This window comes from Pandoraea pulmonicola (assembly GCF_000815105.2).
GTDB classification, from domain to species: Bacteria; Pseudomonadota; Gammaproteobacteria; order Burkholderiales; family Burkholderiaceae; genus Pandoraea; species Pandoraea pulmonicola.
Window position 1 is genome coordinate 4,840,576 of sequence record NZ_CP010310.2, and the last position, 20,432, is coordinate 4,861,007.

Below are 20,432 nucleotides of genomic sequence, written 5' to 3' on the forward strand. Positions count from 1 at the left end.
TCGCGGCGTCACCTCGACGCCGCCGCACTGCATTACTTCGATTTCTTTGCTCCCACTTCGACATCCCACTTCTGGAAGGCGGCGACCATCGCGGCCGCATCGAGCGGTACGGCGTGCGGGAAGTCGGCGATGAGCTTCCTGTACTCCGGACGGCCGTACTTGACGATCACTTCCTGGCTCTTTGCCGGCGCGGAGGTGATCGGCACGTCCTTCACGGCAGGGCCCGGATAGAAGTAACCGTCGTCGTACGTGAGCGCCTGCTGTGCCGGTTCGAGCATGAAGTTGATCAGCTTGAAGATGACCTCCATCTTGTCCTTCGGCACGCCCTTGGGCACCACGATGAAGTGGGCGTCGTTGACCCACGTGAACTTCTCGAACGCCTGCACCTTGAAGCTCGCCGGCACCACGCCGAGGGCGCGCGGATTGATGTCCCAGCCGGTCATGGTCACGGTCATGTCGCGGCTGCCTTCGCCCAGTTCCTTCATGACGGCCGACGTGCCCCCCGGGTAATACGGAATGCAGGTGTCGAGCTCCTTCAGGAACGCCCATGTCTTGTCCCAGCCCTTGACCGGATCATGCGGGTCCTTGTCGCCGAGCAGATACGGCAGGCCCATCAGAAACGCGCGCCCCGGGCCCGAGTTGGCCGGACGCGCATAGATCAGCTTGCCTGGATTCGCCTTGCACCACGCGAGCAGTTCGGCGGCCGTCTTGGGCGGATTGCTCACCTTGGCCGGGTTGTATTCGAGCAGCGGTCCGGCAGGCGTGTACGTCACCGCCAGGCCATAGCCCTTCGACAACTCCTGCATCGCGCGGACGTTCGGCGAATACTTGTCGAGCACGCCCGGCAGTTTCTCGCCGTAGTCGGGCAGCAGACGTTGCCAGAGGTTTTGCTGGATGCCGGCGGCGAGTGCGTCGGTGCCGGTCAGCACGATGTCGATATCGGAACGCCCCGCGGCCTGCATGGCCTTGATCTTGCCCGGCAATTGCGGCGCGGGTGCGTTCGTGAAGGTGATCTTCGAGACGAGATCCGGGTACTTGTCGCGGAAGGCCTCGAAGCCCTTCTGCGTGAGCGCCAGATTGCCCGCCACATCCACAATGTTCAACGTGACCGGCGCGGCGTATGCGCCCGTCGCGACACTCCCCAATACGGCGGCACATGCCACTGCGCCAAGCGTGCGTTGCCAGAATCCCCTGCGGCTGAAGGCCATGCTGTCTCCTCTACGTTGAAATTCTCGTAAGTCATCATATGACTGAGACGTTGAATTTGCAATCGGGAGACAGGCCGCATCGCCTCAGAGATTTCCCTAGGAGATCGAGCTATTGTTGTTTTTTCTGGCGATTCCTGGCGTTTTTACGCCACCAAGGTGTCTTTGATCAGGGATTTCACCGATAGAGGGATCCTTGGTGCGTCACCTAAATTACGCCAAGTCATACGATGACGTAAAAGTTGAAAAAAACGCCTTAATACCATCGCCGCTTCGGCATTCGAGCCGAAGGTGGCTCAGGACAAGTTGCCGTGAAAATCCAGCGCATCACGATCACCCCGATTGCCTTTCGCGACCCGCCCCTGCTCAATGCGGCGGGCATCCACGAGCCGTATGCCTTGCGCTCGATCATCGAGATCGAAACCGACAACGGTCACGTCGGACTCGGGGAGACATACGGCGATGCCCCGGTGCTCGCGTTGCTTGAAAATACCCGTCCCCATCTGATCGGCATGGATCCGTTCGACACGAACGGCCTGCGTGAGCGCGTGGCGGCGGTGGTTCGACGAGGGGTCGGCGGCGAACGCGTCGAGTACGAGCTGGCGCCGGGCACCGACCCGCGCAAGGACGCCGAGAAGATCTACTCCGCGTTCGAGGTCCCGTTCCTGGACCTGCAGGCCCGCCACCTCGGCATTCCGCTCGTGGAACTGCTCGGCGGCGCGGTACGCGACGAAGTGCAGTACAGCGCGTACCTGTTCTTCAAGTACGCGCAGCACATCGATGCGCCCGCGAGCGGCTATCCCGTCGACCCGTGGGGCGAGACGTTGAACGCCGACCAACTGGTCGCCCAGGCCCGCACGATGATCGACACCTACGGCTTCGGCAGCATCAAGCTCAAGGCCGGCGTGCTCGAACCGGCGCAGGAAGTGCAGTGCCTCAAGGCCCTCAGGCGCGCGTTTCCAGACAAGCCGCTGCGCATCGATCCGAACGGCAACTGGTCGCTCGCGACCGCCATCGCGATGGGGCGCGAACTCGCGGGCGATCTCGAATACTACGAGGATCCCACGCCCACCCTGGAAGGCATGGCGGCGTTGCATCGCGCCACCGGCATGCCGCTGGCAACGAACATGGTCGTGACGGACCTGCGCCAGTTCCGAGAAAACGTGCGGCTGGGTGGCGCCCAGATCGTCCTCTCCGATCACCACTATTGGGGCGGCCTGCGCGACACGCAGTTACTCGCGCGCATGTGCGAGACCTTCGATCTCGGCCTGTCGATGCACTCCAACTCCCACCTCGGCATCAGTCTGATGGCCATGACCCATCTGGCCGCAAGCGTGCCGCGTCTGTCGTACGCGTGCGACACGCATTACCCGTGGCAAGCGCCCGACGAGGAAGTCGTGCGCGGCGGCAAGATCGCCATTCGCAACGGGGCGGTCGCCGTGACCCAGGCGCCGGGCCTCGGGCTGGAGATCGACCCCGACCAGTTGGCCAAACTGCACGAGCAATACCTGCGTTGCGGACTGCGCACCCGCAACGACGCAGTGCAGATGCGCAAGTACCAGCCGGACTGGAGCGGCAAGGCGCCTCGCTTCTGACCGGCAGCCGGACGTCACGCATGGGCCGGCGCCATCGTTGTTACATCGGTGTACTAATCGAATCACAAGAAAACACATCACAAGAGGAGAAGTCGTGAGACACAAGACACTGTTTGCCGGGCTCGTATTGGCCGGTCTCGCTGCCGGCGCCGTACCGGCGATGGCGCAGTCGAACGTGACGCTGTACGGGATCGTCGACGATGCGTTGACTTACAGCAGCAACCAGAACGGCAAGTCGAACACCTATCTGCGCAACGGCAACCTCGCCGGCAGCCGCTGGGGTCTGCGCGGCACCGAGGATCTGGGCGGCGGCACGCGGGCGCTGTTCCAGCTCGAGAACGGTTTCGACGTCAACAGCGGCGCGTTCAGCACGTCGGGGGTGATGTTCAACCGTCAGGCATTCGTCGGCCTGAAGAACGACAATCTCGGCACCGTGACCATCGGTCGCCAGTACACGCCGTATTACCAGCTCGTGGGCACGATCGGGCCCACGACGTACGTCACCGGCGCGACCGGTGCGCACCCGGGCGATATCGACGGCCTCGACACGACGATCCGCATCAACAACTCCGTGACCTATACGTCGCCGGTGCTGTGGGGCGTGACCGCCAGCGTGCAATACGGCTTCGGCGGTCAGGCCGGCGCGTTCAGCAAGGGCAACATGTACTCCGGCGCCCTGCGCTACGACGGCGGGCCGTTGTCCATCGCGGCCGGCTACCTGCGCATGAACAACGTGGGCGGTGGCGGCACGAGCTGGAACAGTGCGTCGACGGGCTCGTTCGGCACGTCCGCCGTGAACCAGGGCTATGTTACGGCCGACGCGCTCCAGCACATGGCGGTCGCCGGCATCTACACCATCGGCAGCGTGACGCTGGGCGCGACCTACAGCAATGTGCAGTACAAGCCGGGCGCGACGTCGCTGTTCCACGACACGGCCATCTTCAATACGGCAGGCGTGCACGCGTCGTGGATCGTCGCCCCGCAATGGCGACTGGCGGCGGCGTACAGCTACACGGCCGCGTCGAAGTCCAACGGCATCGCCGATGCGGCGACCTATCATCAGATCTCGCTCGCCCAGGTGTATTCGCTCTCGAAGCGCACGTCGCTATATGCGCTCGAAGCGTGGCAGCATGCCAATGGCAAGTCGCTCTCCGCGAACGCCGCGAGCATCATCAACGCGGGTCCGGTCGTGGGCGATTCGCAGAACGGCACGCCGTCGTCGACGAGTTCGCAGTTCGTCGGCATGCTGGGGATCCGCGTCGACTTCTGACGTCCTTCCCGAAACAGCAAGCCTGCCGGACCGCCGCCCCATGCGGCGGTCCGGTCGTCACGAGTGGTCGCGAGAAGCCGTACTTCGGCCGCCGGCGCCGCATCGGGATTGAATGTGGCGTTGGCAGTCGACTCTTATCGGTTGTCGTATGTATGGATAGGTATCGCGCGGTCGATAAGGTAAACTGAGGGCGTTTTTCGTCACCCACATTCCAATCGACGCCATGTCCATGACCAGCCCCTTGCCCGCACGCCCTCGCCGCAAGTCTCGCAGCCTCACGGAAGAGGTCGTGAGCGCCTTGTCCGAGCAGATTCGCGCTGGCGCGTTCCGGCCGGGCGACAAGCTGCCGACCGAGTCGGCCATCATGGAAAGTCTCGGCGTGAGCCGCACGGTGGTGCGCGAAGCGATTTCGCGCCTGCAGGCCGCGCAACTGGTGGAGACACGTCACGGCATCGGCACGTTCGTGCTCGAAGCGCCGCGCGAGAATGCCCTGCAGGTCGACACCAACAGCATTCTGACGATGCTCGACGTCATGGCGATCCTGGAGTTGCGCATCTCGCTCGAGACGGAGGCGGCCGGGCTGGCAGCGAACCGTCGCACCGACACGCAACTCAAGCTCATGCGCCAGGCGCTCGACGATTTCGAGATGCACGTGCGGCAGCGCACCGGCAACGCCGTCACGGCCGACGTGGCGTTCCACCTGCAAGTGGCGAGCGCGACGGGCAACCGCTATTTCCACGACATCCTCGAACAGCTCGGCAATACGATCATTCCGCGCACGCGCGTCAATTCCGCGGCACTTGCCGACGACGATCAGGTGTCGTACCTGAATCGCGTGAACCGCGAGCACGAGGACATCTACAACGCCATTGCGCGACGCGACCCGGAAGCGGCCCGCGCCGCCATGCGCACCCACCTGACTAACAGCCGCGAGCGCCTGCGCCGCGCGCAGGAATCGGCCGGCGCGCAAGGGTAAGTCGCTTCCGCGCGCTTTCCGTCTCAGTACAGATCGCCGCGCACGGCGCGGTAGTATCCGGCGTCGATCTCGCTCGCCTTCGACGGGTCCACGCCCGTGAGCGCCGCCTTCATATCGCCCATCGACGGTACGGCCTTGCGCTCGAGCTGCGACTCCGGCCGCCACAGCTTCGCACGGTTGATGGCCTTGCCGCAGTGAAACAACACTTCGTCGAGGGTCACGACGATGGCGGTTTTCGGCGTGCGCTCGCCTTCCCTGAGCTTCGAGAGCAGGTCCACATCGACGGAGATCCGTGCACGGCCGTTGATGCGCATGAACACCTCCAGCCCCGGAAACAGGAACAGCATGCCGACGCGATCGTCCTCGGTCAGATTGCGCAACGAGGCGATACGGTTGTTGCCGGGCCAGTCGCCGAACGCGACGGTCCTGTCGTCGAGCACTTTGACGAAACCGGGTGCGCCGCCGCGCGGCGAGGCATCGAGGCCTTGAGCGCCGCCGGTCGCAAGACAGAAGAACGTGGCGACATCGAGATACGCCGTGTGAAACGGCAACAGGCGGGACATCACGCCTTTGACGATCGTCTCCGACGGCGGGTCGTACAACGCGTCGAGATTCGCCGTCGGATGGTCGGGTTGAGACATGGGAACGCTCCTTCATGAACACGGCCCGAGCATATCCCCGCCCCCGATGGCGCTGATAGACTATTGCAGACATTCAATAGCGCAATTACGCCATGAATTTACCCGATTCGCTGAAGCGGAAGATGGAGCGCGTTCATCACATGGGTGAGAACGATCCGCCGCTGCTTGCCCTGGTCGGGCGACAGAGCGTGCCGCGCGTGTCGCAGACGCATCGGCACGCCTCGGGGCAACTGCTCGGGCTGTTCACCGGCCTGCTGACGGTGCATACCAGTCTCGGCGCTTGGGTGATTCCGACGACGCGCGCCGTCTGGGTCCCCCCCAATCATCCGCACTCAGCGTTTTCTCATGGACCTTTCTTCGGCTGGGCGGTGTACGTACGGCCCGACAAATGCGCGGGTCTGCCGGAGCAGCCGCGCGCCATCGAGGTTTCGGGACTGCTGCGCGAGGCTGTGGTGCGCGCCGCGCCGTGGACCATCGGGATGCCGGATCGTGTACAGACCAACGTCATGCGGGTGATTCTCGACGAGATCGCGATGAGCCCGGCGGACACGTTCCGTCTTCCCATGCCGGGCGACACGCGCCTGCGCCGCATCGCATCGGCCCTCGTCGACAATCCCGCCGATGCGCGTACGCTCGACGAGTGGGCTGCCTGGGCCAACGCGGCGCCGCGCACAGTAAGCCGACGGTTCGTGGAGGAGACGGGACTGACGTTCACGGCATGGCGCCAGCGAGCGAGGCTGCTGCGTGCGCTGGAGTTGCTGGCGTCCGGGCAACCTGTCGGGACAGTGGCGCTCGATCTCGGTTACGACAACGCGAGTGCCTTCATCTCGCTCTTTCGCAGGACGTTCCACACCACGCCCGGCAAGTATTTTTCGTCAGGCACAACAGCCGCACTGGCGCTCGACGAAACCGCCGAATGACCCGCAAGCCTTGATCCGGGTTTCTAAGCGCCAGGGACCCGGGGTGCGCAGGACGCAGCGCCCACGGTCCCCGGCAAGCGACGTTCAATCGTCCAGCGGCATGCCGCTGCGATCCTTCGCGCAGGCGACCGCGACGATCGACACCAGCGCACACGCGATCATGAACATCACCACAGGCACGTAGCTGCCGCCGAAGTAGGCGACCAGCGCGGTGGCGATCAGCGGCATCGGGCCGCCTACCAGCGCAGCACCGATCTGGTAGCCGAGCGACATGCCCGTGTAGCGGATCGTCGCCGGAAACGCCTCGGCCAGCAGCGTGCCGATCATCGAACCGTACGTGGTCCAGATCACGCCCAGCCCCACGCCCACCGCCAGCGCCGCGAGCACGATCGACTTCTGGTTCAGCAGCCAGAAGAACGGTGCGATCCAGACGATGAACGCCATGCTGCCGTAGATGAACACCTTCTTGCGTCCCACCTTGTCCGACAGATGCCCGAAGTAGAGCATGAACGGGAAGGCAATCAAGGCGCAGACCAGCACGATGTTCAGAATCTCCGAGCGCTGAAAACCGTGCCCGATCATGTACGACACCGTGAACGTGGCGTACAGGAAGAAGGTCGACGTCTCCACGACCTTGGCGCCGATGGCGATCAGCACGACGCGCCAGTGATCCTGCAACGTTTCCGTGAGCGGAATGCGGGCGTGGCTGCGCGTGGCCAGGATCTTCTTGAACGATGGCGTTTCCCCCACCGCGTTGCGGATCCACATCCCGACCAGCACCAGCACGATCGAGCCGACGAACGGAATGCGCCAGCCCCAGCTCTGGAAGTCCGCATCGCTCATCGTGTTGCTCATCGCCGACGTGATGATGTTGCCCAACGCCAGACCGAGCACGGCGCCCGTTTGCGGCACCGCGCCGTAAAAGCCGCGGCGATGGCGCGGCGAATACTCGACCGCCAGCAGAACGCCCCCGCCCCACTCGCCGCCGAGCGCCAGACCTTGCATCAGGCGCAGGAGCGACAGCAGGATCGGCGCCCATACGCCGATCTGATCGTAGTTGGGCAGCAATCCCATGCATACCGTGGACATGCCCATCATCGACAGCGTAATGGCCAACGTCTTCTTGCGGCCGACCCGGTCGCCGATGTGGGCAAAGATCACGCCGCCCAACGGACGAATGACGAACGCCAGCGCAAACGCTGCCAACGCCAGCAGTTGGCTGACCAGCGGATCGGTGCTCGGGAAGAACTGCTTCGCGAAGATGATGGACGCCATCGTTCCATACAGGAAGTAGTCGTACCACTCGATCGTGCTGCCGACCGCACTCCCGAGCAGCGCACGCCGGCGCTCGACATCGGGAACCAGGGTTTCTTTGATGTCTGCCGTCAACCCGGGATTGCCGGCGCTGTTGGGCGCAATTCCGCTCATTGTCTCCACCTCGTTATTTTGCGAACGAACGAAGTCTACAAAGGCGCATCGCACCCGTACACTGACGGTTTGCGTTATCGATATAACTTTTAGCTATTCCAGGAACCTTCGGGGTCCGACACCACCATGCCGGACGCGCATACTGCTGCGTCGCGAGGTGGTCGGGGCCATCGAGGCCATCGAGGTCATCGCGCCCGTCGAGCCGCTTCGTGCATCACTCGCTCCGTTCGGCGCCGCGCGCGACGACGGCGTCCATCAGCATCCGTGCCCCGTGCGACAGGGGCGCACCGCGACGGGTGACAAGTTCGTACGGTTCGCTGCGCGAGGCGAGTTGCAGTGGCAGCGTGCACGCCACGCCGTGCCCAGTATAGAAACGCGCCACGTCGGTCGACACGAGCGCCACCAGCGATGGATTTTTCTGCAACAGGGACACCGTCGCGAAGGCGGAAGTCGTCTCCAGCAAATGAGCGGGAAACCGCAGTCCGGCATCGTGGAATTCGCGCTCCAGCAGCAATCGCATCGGCATGTTCGCGCGGTAGACGACCCACCGATAGTCCGTCAGGTCGCCGAGCGAGACGCGCGCCTCATGCGCGAGCGGGTGCCCCGTATTGGCGATGACGGCCAGCGTTTCGTCGCGGACGAACGTGCTGTCATAGAGGTAGGGCGTCTGGCTCACGCTCGTGCGGCAAATGGCGAGGTCGAGCCGGCCGGCATCGATCAGGCTGAGCAGCGTGGCGCTCGTGTCCTCGACGATCTCGATCGACATGTCCGGCTGCGCTTCGGTGACGACCGTGACGGCGTCGGTCAACAGCGGCACCGCTCCCATGATCACGCCGACCGACACCCGGCCCCCGTGGCCGCGCATGATGCCGACCATCTCCTCGCGAAGGTGCGCCAGATCGGATTGAATCAGACGCGCGTACCGGATCACGCAATGCCCCACGGCGTTCGGCTCGAGGCCGCGATTCGAGCGTTCGAACAGCGACGCGCCGAAAGTCGTCTCGATCTCGTGCAACGCCTTGCTCGCACCGGGCTGCGTCATGGCGAGTTGCCTGGCCGCCCCCAACAGCGAGCCGTGCTCTTCGATGGCAATCAGAAGGCGAAGCTGCTTCACGTGCAGGCGGGAGATGATCGAGTTGAGGGTCGGCGTCATTCTGAATTGATAAAAAGTTATAGCACTATCAAATGCTGTCAATTCCGTGACATTGCGATGAGACATACACTGCGGAATCTCGGCAAGAGCATAGCCTTCCTATAACTTTCCGTCATCTACCATGTCCCTCATCAACTACATCACGCAGATCCAGTTCGGCTTCGACTCGATCCGTCTTCTGGCCGGCGAGTGCGAGCGCGTCGGCATTCGTCGCCCGATGATCGTGACCGACGCGGGCATTCGCGCCGCGGGCCTGCTCGATACGGTGCTCGCCGCCCTCGCTGCGAAAACGCCCGTGCCGGTGTTCGACGGCACGCCGCCCAACCCGAACGAATCGGTGGTGCGCGATGCGGTGGCCATGTACAAGGCCGGCGAGTGCGATGGCGTGATCGCGCTGGGCGGCGGCTCCTCGATCGATCTGGCCAAGGGCGTTGCCGTGTGCGCGACGCACGAAGGTCCGCTGCAGAGCTTCGCCGTCATCGAAGGTGGCGCGGCGCGCATCACGTCGGCCACGGCGCCGGTCATCGCCATCCCGACGACCGCCGGCACCGGCAGCGAAGTCGGCCGCGGGGCGATCCTGATCCTTGACGACGGCCGCAAGGTCGGCGTGATTTCGCCGTACGTCGTGCCACGCGTGGCCATCTGCGATCCCGCGCTCACGCTCGGCCTGCCTGCCGGACTGACGGCCGCGACGGGCATGGACGCCATTGCCCACTGCATCGAAACCTTCATGGCGCCGGCCTTCAATCCGCCGGCCGACGGCATCGCGCTCGATGGTCTCTGGCGCGCCTGGCGGCATATCGAGCGCGCCACGCGCGAGCCCGGCGACCGGACGGCACGCCTGAACATGATGAGCGCGTCCATGCAGGGTGCGCTCGCGTTCCAGAAGGGACTCGGCTGCGTGCACAGCCTGAGCCATTCGCTCGGCGGCATCGACCCGCGCCTGCACCATGGCACGCTCAACGCCATCCTGCTGCCGGCGGTGATCGCCTTCAATCGCGAAGCGCCGTCGATGCGGGAAGACGCGAAGCTCGACCGCATTGCGCAGGCGATGGGGTTGGCCTCGGGCGACGACGTTGGCCCGGCGATCGCCAGGATGACCGCCACGCTGGGCTTGCCTCGAGGTCTTGCGGAACTTGGCGTGACAGAGGAAATGTTTCCTCGCATCATCGAGGGCGCACTGAAGGATCACAGTCATAAAACCAACCCGCGCGACGCCTCCGCGCAGGACTACCGCACGATGCTCGAAGCTTCGATGTAAAGTGACGAGGTGCGCCGCCGCCCCGTTTCGCAGGGCGGCCCTGGCACCCCGATTTCCGCTTTGTGCTCCTCTTCAAGGAAACCCGACATGGTCACAGCAGGATATACAGACACCCGCCTTCTGATTAACGGCGAGTGGTGCGACGCCGCCAGCGGCAAGACGATCGACGTCGTCAACCCGGCGACGGGCAACACGATCGGCAAGGTTGCGCACGCCGGCATTGCCGATCTCGATCGCGCGCTGGAAGCCGCGCAGCGCGGTTTCGCCGCGTGGCGCAAGATCCCCGCGGTCGAGCGCGCCGGCACGATGCGCAAGGCCGCCGCGCTGGTGCGCGAGCGGGCCGACGCCATCGGCCGCCTGATGACGCAGGAACAGGGCAAGCCGTTCGTCGAAGCCCGTCTTGAAGTGCTCGCGGCGGCCGGCATCATCGAATGGTTCGCCGACGAGGGGCTGCGTGTGTATGGCCGCATCGTGCCGTCGCGCAACCTGAACGCTCAGCAGCTCGTGCTCAAGGAGCCGATCGGCCCGGTCGCGGCCTTCACGCCGTGGAATTTCCCGGTCAATCAGGTCGTGCGCAAGCTGAGCGCGGCGCTCGCGAGCGGCTGCTCGTTCCTCGTCAAGGCGCCGGAGGAGACTCCCGCGTCGCCGGCTGCGCTGCTGCAAGCGTTCGTCGAGGCAGGGGTGCCGGCGGGCACGGTCGGTCTGGTGTTCGGCGATCCGGCCGAGATCTCGGGCTACCTGATTCCGCATCCGGTGATCCGCAAGGTCACGTTCACCGGCTCGACGCCGGTCGGCAAGCAGCTCGCCTCGCTCGCGGGTCTGCACATGAAGCGCGCGACGATGGAGCTGGGCGGTCACGCGCCGGTGATCGTCGCCGAGGACGCGGATCTGGCGCTTGCCGTCAAGGCGGCGGGCGGCGCCAAGTTCCGCAATGCCGGTCAGGTGTGCATCTCGCCGACGCGGTTCCTCGTGCACAACAGCGTGAAGGACGAATTCGCCAAGGCGCTGGTCAAGCACGCGGAAGGCCTGAAGCTCGGTGACGGTCTGGCCGAAGGCACGACGCTCGGCCCGCTCGCCAATGCACGACGGCTGACGGCAATGAGCCGCATCGTCGAAGACGCACGCAAGACGGGGGCGACGATCGCCACTGGCGGCGAGCGGGTGGGTTCGACCGGCAACTTCTTTGCGCCGACGGTGCTCACGGACGTATCGCTCGAAGCCGACGTATTCAACAACGAGCCGTTCGGCCCGGTCGCCGCGATCCGTGGTTTCGACAGGCTGGAAGACGCGATCGCCGAAGCCAACCGTCTGCCGTTCGGGCTGGCCGGTTATGCGTTCACGGAATCGATCCGCAATGTGCACCTGCTGTCGCAGCAACTGGAAGTCGGCATGCTGTGGATCAACCAGCCGGCGGCGCCCTCGCCGGAAATGCCGTTCGGCGGCGTGAAGGACTCCGGCTACGGCTCGGAAGGGGGACCGGAAGCGATGGAAGCCTACCTCGTGACCAAGGCAGTGTCGGTCATGGCGGGATGAGTCTGCCTCGGCGCCTGGTCACGCGTGAAATGATCAGGACGCGGTCGATGCAAGCGGAAAGCCCCGACATGTCGGGGCTTTCGTTTTCCGTGGGCTGCGGATCCGTGTGATGACGGCGTTGCTTGGCGGATCATGCACAACCGTGTGGCGGGACATTGGATTGACTCGCCGGCGACATGGATCAGGACTGCAAATCGAGTTTGCACATCTCCACCCACCGTCCTGACGAATTCTCCAGCAGCGTGATATGGGTGCAGCGTGACTCGATACCCACGGCCCCTTGCAGTCGCCGATGCAATGCCGACGACACCGGGTCGACGACATCCGGTTCGACGGAAACGGTGAGGTGCGGAACGATCTCGGAGTGACGCCCGCCGAACGGTGGATAGTCGGGAAATTCGCCGGCGATGGCCGTGGTCAGCGCCACAAAGGGGTCGGGTACGGCGGGGCGCAGGAATACGACTCGCTTGTCGAAACACCCGACGGCGTCGAGCCTGAACGAGAAAGCCGGGATTGACGAGAAGACGCGATGGGCCTGCGAAAGCACGCTCGGCGTGATGTGCTCGGGCGCCATGAACGGGTAGAGAACGGTGATGTGCGCCGGGACGCCGACGCGCGTGCTCGGGTCGTATTGCTGCCGAAGATCCGCCACCATCGGCTCCGCTTCCGGGACTTTCACCACGAACGCTGACGTTGCCATGTCGGCTGTGCTCCTTGATTGATGAGGATGCCATGCGCTGTTCGATAACATCCAGGCATTCTCTTGGACTGCCCGTGCCGGGAGATCGGACGTGGGTGTTTTTCCGCGCGATGGCGGCGAGGCGCTGTTGCGCAACCTATGCGGGATTATGCAGTGCGAAAGCGCGGCGGCTGCGTCAGGCTCAACCAGCGTTGGACGCTACAGCCGGCATTAAACGCTCCATCACGATCGCTCGACCGGCGAATCCCATCGCCGGTTTGCGAAGCAATTCGACGAAACCCTCCCGCTTCCAGAAGTCGAACGCTCGTGGGTTCGTGTCGAGAACGGCAAGGCGCAATACATGGCATTGCCAATGGCTGGCGACGGCTTCCGCGAAGCGCACTGCCTGCGGGCCGAAACCTCTTCCCTGATAAATCTCGCGGAACAGCAGCAGCCCGATGAAAGCGACGCCGGTCTCGGGATAGTGCCTGACCATCTCCAGACATCCGATGGCTTGGGCGTCGCAAGCGACTTCGTAGACGAACTTGTCCGTGGCGTCCTTGCCGGGCGGCAGTGCGTCGAGGACGTCAACGGCCGCGTTTGGCGCGGGCGGCTTGCCTTCGACTATCAGGCTATATCCAGGCGCCCCTTCGAGCACGGATTGCAGACGCTGAACGTCGTCCGGCTGGCGGCGGTCGATCGGGCGTAGTGTGGGAGCGGTTGTGTTCACGGATGATCGGCTTCCCCGAGGTCGGCATCAAGAGGCACTGTCAGGTCAGTCGGCTTTCTTCACCATCTCCCAGAAGTCTCCTGCGGTGTGGTCCGCCCGCCAGGCTTCGAACTGGGACCGCCATGCTTCGAGCAGTCCGCCAAGTGGATGCCTCGGATCCTCGCTCAAGGAATAAGCCATGCCCTCGATCAACCATTTCGGCTTGGTAAACAGTGCCAGATTGCCAAGTTCCTCGGCTTGGCGATGATGGATCAGCTCGTGGGCGACGTAGAAGGTCTTCCAGCCGCGCGGCGCCACGATGAGGCCGACGTCGCCAACGGCTTCCGCCGCGCGTGCGCCCAGGCCGAACATGTCCGCGCACTGCGAGGTGACGCAGAAAATCATGCGCGGTGCCAGCCGAAATTGTCCGACAGCTTTGCTCGCGACCGCCGAGCCATCCGCGTACAGCCTTTCTGCTGCAGCCAGCCTCGAGACATCGTCGATGCAGATCCTGGCGCCCACGCACGTGATGCCAGGCATCAGCGTCGGCACGGCAACGCGCAGCGGTTTGACGAACGCCAATGCCGCAATGGGTAATGCGGTGGCGATGATGACAAATCCTAGAAGCAGTTGGCGGCGGATTTTCATGGGTTGGCTGTCCTGCAAGGGGCTGCGTTGTAGCGTGCGTCGGGATGCGAGTATGGGGGGCCGCAATTGGTCGCTCCCCTCCGTTCGCCCGCCCGCCTCTCCCCATCTCGGAGATTTTCCTAGCGGCCGTCCATGGCCGCCGAATGTTGTTGAAAGACGATCACTCAACTGCGCGAAACTATACAGCTATTCAGCGAGTGTGATCTCGATTCGTTCTTTTCCCTTGCCCTGATTTTTTCGTTTGAGTCTCAGCGCGCCGATTTCGCCCGTTGATCTCGGATGCGTCCCGCCGCATGCCATCGTCGCAAAACCGTCGACCTTCCAGAATCTGCGCTGCGCCTGGACATCGCTGTAATCGGTCACGATCGGCAGATCCCGCTTCGTCAGATATGCCGCTGCCGATTCGATTTCGGCAAACGATGACAGGAGACTTGCATCGCTGGCGAAATCGATCCGAGCCTTGTCTTGCGATATATGCGCACCAATTCGCTCAATACCGGGCCGCAGCCGATATACCAGTTGCAAAACCATTTCGGCGGCGAAGTGCAGACGCATCAGCCGATACCGTCGATCCCAGTCGATTTGCCACGTGGCAACGTCTCCGACTCGCAGTGTATGGCCTTGCGGCAAGGTGTATACGATGTCGATCCCTCGCTTTTCCGCCTTGACGACGGGAAATCCGCCAAACGAACCGGCGTCGCTTTCCTGCCCACCAGAAAACGCAAAGAAAATCGTCGAATCGACCCGAACCTGATCGCCATTCACGTAAGTCACAACAGCATCCAGAGTCGTTCGATAGGGGTCAATCCAGAAGACTTTTCGCGTCATTGCCAATCCAATTGTTCCTGAAGTCATCAATCAGGATACTGAAAGAGGCTGTGTCTCGGCTTGTACGTTCTTGCGACGGAAACGCCACAATTGCGTCGTTCGAAATGGTCCCCATCGAGATTCCTTTGTCTTGCGGTCGACACTTGATAGTGCTTTCACCGGCATTGAGCATGCGTGCGTATCCGGTGAAGAGAAGCGGCTTCGCTTTGATTTCCCTCATCCCCAAAGATATTTTTCCATCCAGCAAAACAAATCGGCACTCCCGCAAAACAGATCGGCTTCGACTGGACGGTGCACGGCATAGGATGCAGGTGCTCGCAAATAACACCAAACATCCGCTACGAGAGACCGTCCAAAATGCCGCACAAGCGCAAGCTAAAACAAAAAAAATTGCCTTTGGCCATTGCTTCAACCTTGGCGTCCATTGCTCCACTGGCGAGCGCAACCCCAATCTCCTGCTCGATCACCACGCCAACGAGTGCCACGGTGCAGTGGACATCCGGCGATTGTTCCGTAACGAGTCCCGTTCAAGTGGTGAATGGCGCCGGCATCAACGTTACTGCCTCAGTCGGCACGCTGACCAGCAGCAGCACCATCGCGTCGACAGGCGCTGTCGGCGCCAACGGTGCGAATGGCTCGCCCACCCCCGGAACTCCCGGTAGAGCGGGCGGCATTGGCGGTCAAGGGCTCGGCGCATCCAACTCAGGCACCATCGCGGCATTGCGCAACGACGGCACAATTCAAGGCACAGGGGGAACGGGCGGGAACGGTGGAAACGGGGGGGCATGGACCAACGGAGCGCCGGGGATAGGAGGGAATGGGGGGCTGGGTGCCGGTGTGAGCAACACCGGCATCATTTCCCTGCTGACAAACAACGGCGCCATCATCGGTGCTGGAGGCGACGGGGGAGTCGTGGGGACCCGGGGGAAGCAATCCTTCGTTCCGCGCGCCTAGCGGCATCGGTATTGGCGTTGCGAACGACGGCACCATTGGCACACTGAACAATAGCGGCACTATCTGGGGGCGTGGCGACGTTAACAGCAGCAGCGGCATTAGAAACAATGATTACATCGGTACGCTGAACAATTCAAGTTCCGGCACTGTCATCGGTGAATTAGTAGGGATCCTAAATAGCAGTGGAAGCACCGGTACCATCGGTTCTCTCGTCAATAGCGGAAAGATCATCGGTCTAGGCTATGGCTATGGCATCGTCCTCAACAGCGGCCTGATTACCTCGCTCACCAACAACTCGAGTGGCCTCATCAGTGGAGCAACCGGCATTTCGAACGGTGGCACCATTGCGACGCTGACCAACGGAGGCACGATCGACGGTTCCAACGTCGGGATCTTTAACGTAGGAGGAACCATTGGCACGCTGGTAAACAGCGGCATCATCCGCGGCACCGATAGCGATAACGGCATGGGCTTCATAAGCTATGAGTCCGTCGGCACGCTGAACAATGCTCGCAGCGGCACCATCACCGGCGGCATTACCGGCGTCGCGATTTCCGGCTATGTCGGCACACTCACCAACAGTGGCAACATCAGTGGCACCATTTCCAGCGGGATAACTAACGACGGCACGATTGGTACGCTGAACAACAGCGGCAATATCACTGGTGGGGCCGCCGGGATCGGGAATAGCGGCACTATCGGTACGCTGATCAATAGTGGCACCATCAGTGGCAGCGCCATGTATGCCATTGGCAACGAGGGAACGCTCGGTGTCATCGCCAACTCCGGCGTGATCGCCGGGAACATTGCGAACCTCACGTCACAGAATCTCACCATCAACGGCGACACGAGCGGCGCGGTCGGCGCATTCGGCACGCTCACGGGTTACACCGACGGCGCCATCGGTGGCATCGGAAAGATCACCAATATCGACGCCAACGTGGTGTTCGGTGCCGGAAACCTGGTGCTCAACGACAGCATCAATGTCGGCGCCCACGCGGTAAACAACACCGGCGCGACGCTGAAGGTCAACGCGCCGATGACAATCACCGGCAACTACAATCAGGGCGCTGCTGCCACGTTACTGATAGGCGTGAGTGCTGGTGCGAGCGCCAAGGGCTTGATGGCCGATACCGGCTACGGGCGTCTCGTCGTGTCCGGCAGCGCTCTGATCAGCCCGGGAGCAACGGTTGCGCTGTCCAGTCAGAGCTACGCGTTTGCTCCAGGCCAGCGGTTCGTGGTCGTGGACGCGGCGAGCGCCGGTACAAACTACAACGAAGGCACGCTGACCTACAGCATCCGGGGTTATAAGTCGGTTTTGACCGGCGCCAACGTGACGGCCGGTGGTCGCAGCGATCTGGTGGTGACCGTGGTCAGCGCGACACCGTTCCCGCCGCCGCCGACACCCCCGGTCATCACGCCTGAAACGCCCCCTGCCCCGCCAAGGGCGGGCGCCACGACACCCAACGCCATTGCCGCGCTCGCAGGCTTGGCCAAATACACCGGCATTAGCGACCCGGCGCTGTTGAACCTGTTCAACGCCGGGCAGGCATTGAATCTCGGGAGTACGGCCTCGGCCAACCGCGCCGGCGCGCAACTGAACCCGTCGTCGCCGGGGGCGATCAGCCAGGCCGTGTCGGCACCGACCTTCAGCGTCCTGAACATTATCGCGGGGCGCAGCGACGGGATGCGTCTTGCGGGGGCAGACGGCGGCAGCGGCGTGTCCACGGGAGAAGCGCCTCCAGCGTGGGGCGTTTGGGGACAGGCGTTTGGGGGTCGCGCGAGCCAAGGCGAACACGACATGATCGATGGGTACAGCGCGAACTTCGCCGGCTTCCTGATTGGCGCCGATCGCGCGATCAACGACGCCTGGCGTGCCGGGGGAGTTTTCAGCTACAGCAACACCACCATCGACAGCACCGGCAACACCGCAGGCAATCGCACTCGCGTCAACGCCTTCGGCTTGGTGGGGTACGCAAGCTACATCGCCAGCGCGTGGTACGCCAACCTGTCCGCCGGCGTGGTGCAACAGCGCTACGACACGAGCCGCACCATCGACTTCACCGGCTTCTCCGGCAGTGCAAACGGCAGGTTCAACGGCACGCAGTACGTGGTTCGCGCCGAGGCCGGCTATCCGCTGGCGTTGCGCTTCGCCACGGTGACGCCGATAGCATCCTTGACGTATAGCTACTTGCATCAGAGTGCCTACACTGAGTCCGGCGGTAATGGCGCCGCGTTGGCAGTCGACGCAGCGCACACCACCTCGGTAACCAGCGACTTCGGTGTAAAGATCTCCCGCGAGTTCCCGACCGTCCATGGGACCCTCGTACCGGAGTTGCAGGTGGGATGGCGCCACCAGTACGACAACTCGCGCAACGCCACCAACGCGCGCTTTGTCGCAGATCCGACCGGCGCCGCCGCCTTCACGTCGCTGAGCGCGCATCCGGTGTCGGATCTGGCCGTGGTGCAGGCTGGCCTTACGCTCCTGCGTGCCAACAATTTGAGCGTAACGGCACGCTATGAGCTGCAAGTGGGTGGCGGCCTGGTGTCACAAGCCGGCACACTGCGGTTGCGTCAATTGTTCTGACTTTGCGCGGTTACTTTACTGCAGAGTTTCCGCCGTCAGCGAACAATGCAGAGCCAGCAACAAAACTCGACATGTTGCTGGCAAGGAACAGGGCGACTCCGGCGATTTCCTCCGGCTGTGCGATCCGCTTCATGGCATGAAGACTGGCAGCCCAGTCTTTCTGGGCCTGGTCGCCTGCCATCGCAGTGTCGACGCCACCAGGCAGAAGTGCATTGGCCCTGATTCCCTTTTCTGCATAGTCTGAGGTAATTCCCTTGACCAGCCCCATCAGTCCCGCTTTCGTGGCGCCGTAAACCGCCATGCCGGGAAGCCCGGCGCTTGTGCCGACAAAGCTCGACGTGAAAATAATCGAGCCGCCGCCCCGTTCGAGCATGGCTGGAATCTGGTAGCGGCTTCCAAGGAAGGCTGACGTCAGATTTGCGGCGAGCGTCTCCTGCCACTCCGTCACAGCAACGTCCGCAAGCGGTTTTATCGGTCCGATCATTGCCGCATTGTTGAACGCGATGTCCAAGCCGCCGAACACCTCAACGCATTCGCTGACCATTTCCATATGCGTCTCCCACTGACTGACATCACCGGCCACGATATGTGCTTTTCCTCCCTTCGCGCGGATGGCTTCCGCCACGTCTTCCAGAGCCGACCTGCCCCTGGCATTCAATACAACAGCTGCCCCCTCGGCAGCGAATAGCAGCGCGGCAGCACGACCGATCCCCGATGATGCGCCTGTGACGATGGCCACCTTGTTCTTCAGCATGCCCATGATTGATCTCCTGTAAGTGGAAGATCGAAGGCTACGGGGTGACGGACGGTGCAACAATCCGTTTCTTGTTGTCAAATTCGCTGCGCGTCCACGAGCACACTCCCCGAGTTTTCTTTGACAATAGTGCCGTCGCCGATTGTCGATCGCTCTGCTACACGACGTCGACCGTCTCGAGTTGGCCGATTTCTATCATCTGCTGCGGCCTACATTGATGACCCGACGCGGCAGTTGGATCACCGAAGGGGCTTTGCCGATCCTTGTGCGCAAGCTCCTCATCAACGCCCGCTCGGATCGATCACTCAAGTTTGCTCACTGCAAGGTCGAAACCTTCGTCGAGCCATCCGGTAACGCCGCCGATCATCACCTTCACTGGTCGTCCCAACTGAGCCAGCCGAATGGCGCCTCGCGTTGCGCCATTGCAGTGCGGTCCCGCGCAGTAGGTGACGAAGAGCGTGTCGTGCGAATAATCGGCGAGCTTCGACGCGATGATCTTGCCGTGCATCAAGTTCACGGCGCCAGGAATGTGGCCGCAAGCAAACAGCGCCGGACTTCGAACGTCGAGCAACACGAAGCCGGGCGATCCGCTGGCCAGTGCACTGGCAACATCGGAGCAATCGGTTTCAAATTGCAGCGACGCGCGGAAGTGGGCAAGTGCCGCGGTGCTCTCGGCGGCGGGGCTCGACATGCTCCTCCATCTGGTACGACGGGATTACGGAAGCGCAGTGGCCAATCGTGTTGCCCAGCGGCTTGTGGTGCCTCCACACCGCGAGGGCGGTCAGGCACAGTTTGTGCCGCGACCAATGCCGCGCGACGAAAGCGGACGGCTGGCGAAGTTGATCGACTGGGTACGCCAACACCCGGCCCTACCGCACACTCTGCGCTCGCTTGCCGAACGGGCGGCGATGAGTCCACGCACCTTGCAGCGGCATTTTCAGGACGCTACCGGCATGGCGCCCTATGAATGGCTGACGCACGAACGTGTGGCGGTGGCGCGAGAGTTACTCGAAGCGCAACCGTCCATGCCGATGGTGCACATCGCCGAGCTGGCTGGTTTCGGATCGGAAGAATCGATGCGCAGACACTTCCGACGCATCGCCCATACGAGTCCGACCGCCTATCGGGAGAAGTTTGGTCATGACGCTCGGACGCGGAAGGTTTAATGGGTAAAGCCGGAACTTGTCCGGAGGACGATTACGATCGGTAGCCGCGGGTCGTTAAGGGACGCTTTCGACCCATTGCCGTCATCCAGATTACTCGATCATTTGCACCGTCGCCGAGCGAAAAA

17 protein-coding genes and 1 pseudogene are annotated in these 20,432 nt (G+C 62.9%); 8 read left to right on the forward strand and 10 right to left on the reverse strand.

Going from position 1 to position 20,432, the window contains the following annotated elements:
• Positions 1-32: 32 nt before the first annotated feature.
• Complete coding sequence (locus RO07_RS20730; protein ID WP_039405403.1) at positions 33-1,208, reverse strand: ABC transporter substrate-binding protein; 1,176 nt, start codon at positions 1,206-1,208, stop codon at positions 33-35.
• Positions 1,209-1,516: 308 nt separating this feature from the next.
• On the opposite strand from RO07_RS20730, the gene RO07_RS20735 reads away from it, so the two are divergent.
• The 3 genes from RO07_RS20735 (at position 1,517) to RO07_RS20745 (ending at position 5,046) form a co-directional block, all read left to right on the forward strand.
• Positions 1,517-2,800, forward strand: a complete 1,284-nt coding sequence (locus RO07_RS20735) for a glucarate dehydratase family protein (protein ID WP_039405405.1) — start codon at positions 1,517-1,519, stop codon at positions 2,798-2,800.
• 160 nt (positions 2,801-2,960) lie between these two features.
• Positions 2,961-4,070 (forward strand): porin, encoded by a 1,110-nt coding sequence (locus RO07_RS20740; RefSeq protein WP_237171478.1) that lies wholly within the window; start codon positions 2,961-2,963, stop codon positions 4,068-4,070.
• Between the two features lie 229 nt (positions 4,071-4,299).
• Entirely contained in the window at positions 4,300-5,046 is a 747-nt protein-coding gene (locus RO07_RS20745) for a FadR/GntR family transcriptional regulator (RefSeq protein WP_115089050.1), read from the forward strand.
• A 23-nt stretch (positions 5,047-5,069) separates the two neighbouring features.
• Here RO07_RS20745 and RO07_RS20750 read toward each other — a convergent pair whose 3' ends face one another.
• On the reverse strand, positions 5,070-5,687 hold the full coding sequence (locus tag RO07_RS20750) for an MSMEG_1061 family FMN-dependent PPOX-type flavoprotein (RefSeq protein WP_039405413.1): 618 nt from the start codon (positions 5,685-5,687) through the stop codon (positions 5,070-5,072).
• Between the two features lie 92 nt (positions 5,688-5,779).
• Here RO07_RS20750 and RO07_RS20755 point away from each other — a divergent pair, with 92 nt between their 5' ends.
• Entirely contained in the window at positions 5,780-6,607 is an 828-nt protein-coding gene (locus tag RO07_RS20755) for an AraC family transcriptional regulator (protein ID WP_039405415.1), read from the forward strand.
• Between the two features lie 84 nt (positions 6,608-6,691).
• Here the strand turns inward: RO07_RS20755 and RO07_RS20760 are convergent, their stop codons facing one another.
• Together RO07_RS20760 and RO07_RS20765 are read right to left on the reverse strand one after the other, a co-directional pair.
• Entirely contained in the window at positions 6,692-8,035 is a 1,344-nt protein-coding gene (locus tag RO07_RS20760) for an MFS transporter (protein WP_039405416.1), read from the reverse strand.
• A 214-nt stretch (positions 8,036-8,249) separates the two neighbouring features.
• On the reverse strand, positions 8,250-9,188 hold the full coding sequence (locus RO07_RS20765) for a LysR family transcriptional regulator (RefSeq protein ID WP_039405418.1): 939 nt from the start codon (positions 9,186-9,188) through the stop codon (positions 8,250-8,252).
• A gap of 121 nt (positions 9,189-9,309) precedes the next feature.
• Between RO07_RS20765 and RO07_RS20770 the strand changes: the two genes are divergently transcribed.
• Positions 9,310-10,449 (forward strand): iron-containing alcohol dehydrogenase, encoded by a 1,140-nt coding sequence (locus tag RO07_RS20770; protein ID WP_039405420.1) that lies wholly within the window; start codon positions 9,310-9,312, stop codon positions 10,447-10,449.
• An 87-nt stretch (positions 10,450-10,536) separates the two neighbouring features.
• Positions 10,537-11,982: an NAD-dependent succinate-semialdehyde dehydrogenase gene (locus tag RO07_RS20775; protein WP_039405422.1), complete on the forward strand. Its 1,446-nt coding sequence runs from the start codon at positions 10,537-10,539 to the stop codon at positions 11,980-11,982.
• A gap of 181 nt (positions 11,983-12,163) precedes the next feature.
• Here RO07_RS20775 and RO07_RS20780 read toward each other — a convergent pair whose 3' ends face one another.
• The 4 genes from RO07_RS20780 to RO07_RS20795 all read right to left on the reverse strand — a co-directional run bounded on the left by RO07_RS20780 (position 12,164) and on the right by RO07_RS20795 (position 14,846).
• Positions 12,164-12,682 carry a 2'-5' RNA ligase family protein gene (locus tag RO07_RS20780; protein ID WP_039405424.1) on the reverse strand — a complete coding sequence of 173 codons (519 nt, stop codon included), beginning with the start codon at positions 12,680-12,682 and terminating at the stop codon, positions 12,164-12,166.
• A gap of 181 nt (positions 12,683-12,863) precedes the next feature.
• Positions 12,864-13,391, reverse strand: a complete 528-nt coding sequence (locus tag RO07_RS20785) for a GNAT family N-acetyltransferase (RefSeq protein WP_052266762.1) — start codon at positions 13,389-13,391, stop codon at positions 12,864-12,866.
• Between the two features lie 45 nt (positions 13,392-13,436).
• A complete protein-coding gene (locus tag RO07_RS20790) occupies positions 13,437-14,018 on the reverse strand; it encodes a membrane protein (RefSeq protein ID WP_039405426.1) in 582 nt (193 codons plus the stop codon).
• A gap of 186 nt (positions 14,019-14,204) precedes the next feature.
• A complete protein-coding gene (locus tag RO07_RS20795; protein WP_039405428.1) occupies positions 14,205-14,846 on the reverse strand; it encodes an alanyl-tRNA editing protein in 642 nt (213 codons plus the stop codon).
• An 889-nt stretch (positions 14,847-15,735) separates the two neighbouring features.
• On the opposite strand from RO07_RS20795, the gene RO07_RS20805 reads away from it, so the two are divergent.
• Positions 15,736-18,387 (forward strand): autotransporter outer membrane beta-barrel domain-containing protein, encoded by a 2,652-nt coding sequence (locus RO07_RS20805; RefSeq protein ID WP_147284599.1) that lies wholly within the window; start codon positions 15,736-15,738, stop codon positions 18,385-18,387.
• A gap of 10 nt (positions 18,388-18,397) precedes the next feature.
• Here the strand turns inward: RO07_RS20805 and RO07_RS20810 are convergent, their stop codons facing one another.
• Both RO07_RS20810 and RO07_RS20815 read right to left on the reverse strand, forming a co-directional pair.
• A complete protein-coding gene (locus tag RO07_RS20810) occupies positions 18,398-19,147 on the reverse strand; it encodes an SDR family oxidoreductase (RefSeq protein ID WP_039405430.1) in 750 nt (249 codons plus the stop codon).
• Between the two features lie 295 nt (positions 19,148-19,442).
• A complete protein-coding gene (locus tag RO07_RS20815) occupies positions 19,443-19,832 on the reverse strand; it encodes a rhodanese-like domain-containing protein (RefSeq protein ID WP_039405431.1) in 390 nt (129 codons plus the stop codon).
• Between RO07_RS20815 and RO07_RS20820 the strand changes: the two are divergent.
• Positions 19,813-20,307: pseudogene (locus tag RO07_RS20820) on the forward strand (helix-turn-helix domain-containing protein); the annotation flags it as partial. The gene RO07_RS20815 and the pseudogene RO07_RS20820 sit on opposite strands and share 20 nt — an antisense overlap.
• Positions 20,308-20,432 lie beyond the last annotated feature (125 nt).

What these genes read in the sequence shown, in the direction of transcription:
- RO07_RS20780 (WP_039405424.1), bottom strand. Translation starts at nt 12,682, where the DNA reads ATGGCAACGTCAGCGTTCGTGGTGAAAGTCCCGGAAGCGGAGCCGATG.
- RO07_RS20730 (WP_039405403.1), bottom strand. Translation starts at nt 1,208, where the DNA reads ATGGCCTTCAGCCGCAGGGGATTCTGGCAACGCACGCTTGGCGCAGTG.
- RO07_RS20775 (WP_039405422.1), top strand. Translation starts at nt 10,537, where the DNA reads ATGGTCACAGCAGGATATACAGACACCCGCCTTCTGATTAACGGCGAG.
- RO07_RS20810 (WP_039405430.1), bottom strand. Translation starts at nt 19,147, where the DNA reads ATGGGCATGCTGAAGAACAAGGTGGCCATCGTCACAGGCGCATCATCG.
- RO07_RS20795 (WP_039405428.1), bottom strand. Translation starts at nt 14,846, where the DNA reads ATGACGCGAAAAGTCTTCTGGATTGACCCCTATCGAACGACTCTGGAT.
- RO07_RS20750 (WP_039405413.1), bottom strand. Translation starts at nt 5,687, where the DNA reads ATGTCTCAACCCGACCATCCGACGGCGAATCTCGACGCGTTGTACGAC.
- RO07_RS20790 (WP_039405426.1), bottom strand. Translation starts at nt 14,018, where the DNA reads ATGAAAATCCGCCGCCAACTGCTTCTAGGATTTGTCATCATCGCCACC.
- RO07_RS20815 (WP_039405431.1), bottom strand. Translation starts at nt 19,832, where the DNA reads ATGTCGAGCCCCGCCGCCGAGAGCACCGCGGCACTTGCCCACTTCCGC.
- RO07_RS20760 (WP_039405416.1), bottom strand. Translation starts at nt 8,035, where the DNA reads ATGAGCGGAATTGCGCCCAACAGCGCCGGCAATCCCGGGTTGACGGCA.
- RO07_RS20755 (WP_039405415.1), top strand. Translation starts at nt 5,780, where the DNA reads ATGAATTTACCCGATTCGCTGAAGCGGAAGATGGAGCGCGTTCATCAC.
- RO07_RS20745 (WP_115089050.1), top strand. Translation starts at nt 4,300, where the DNA reads ATGACCAGCCCCTTGCCCGCACGCCCTCGCCGCAAGTCTCGCAGCCTC.
- RO07_RS20765 (WP_039405418.1), bottom strand. Translation starts at nt 9,188, where the DNA reads ATGACGCCGACCCTCAACTCGATCATCTCCCGCCTGCACGTGAAGCAG.
- RO07_RS20770 (WP_039405420.1), top strand. Translation starts at nt 9,310, where the DNA reads ATGTCCCTCATCAACTACATCACGCAGATCCAGTTCGGCTTCGACTCG.
- RO07_RS20740 (WP_237171478.1), top strand. Translation starts at nt 2,961, where the DNA reads ATGGCGCAGTCGAACGTGACGCTGTACGGGATCGTCGACGATGCGTTG.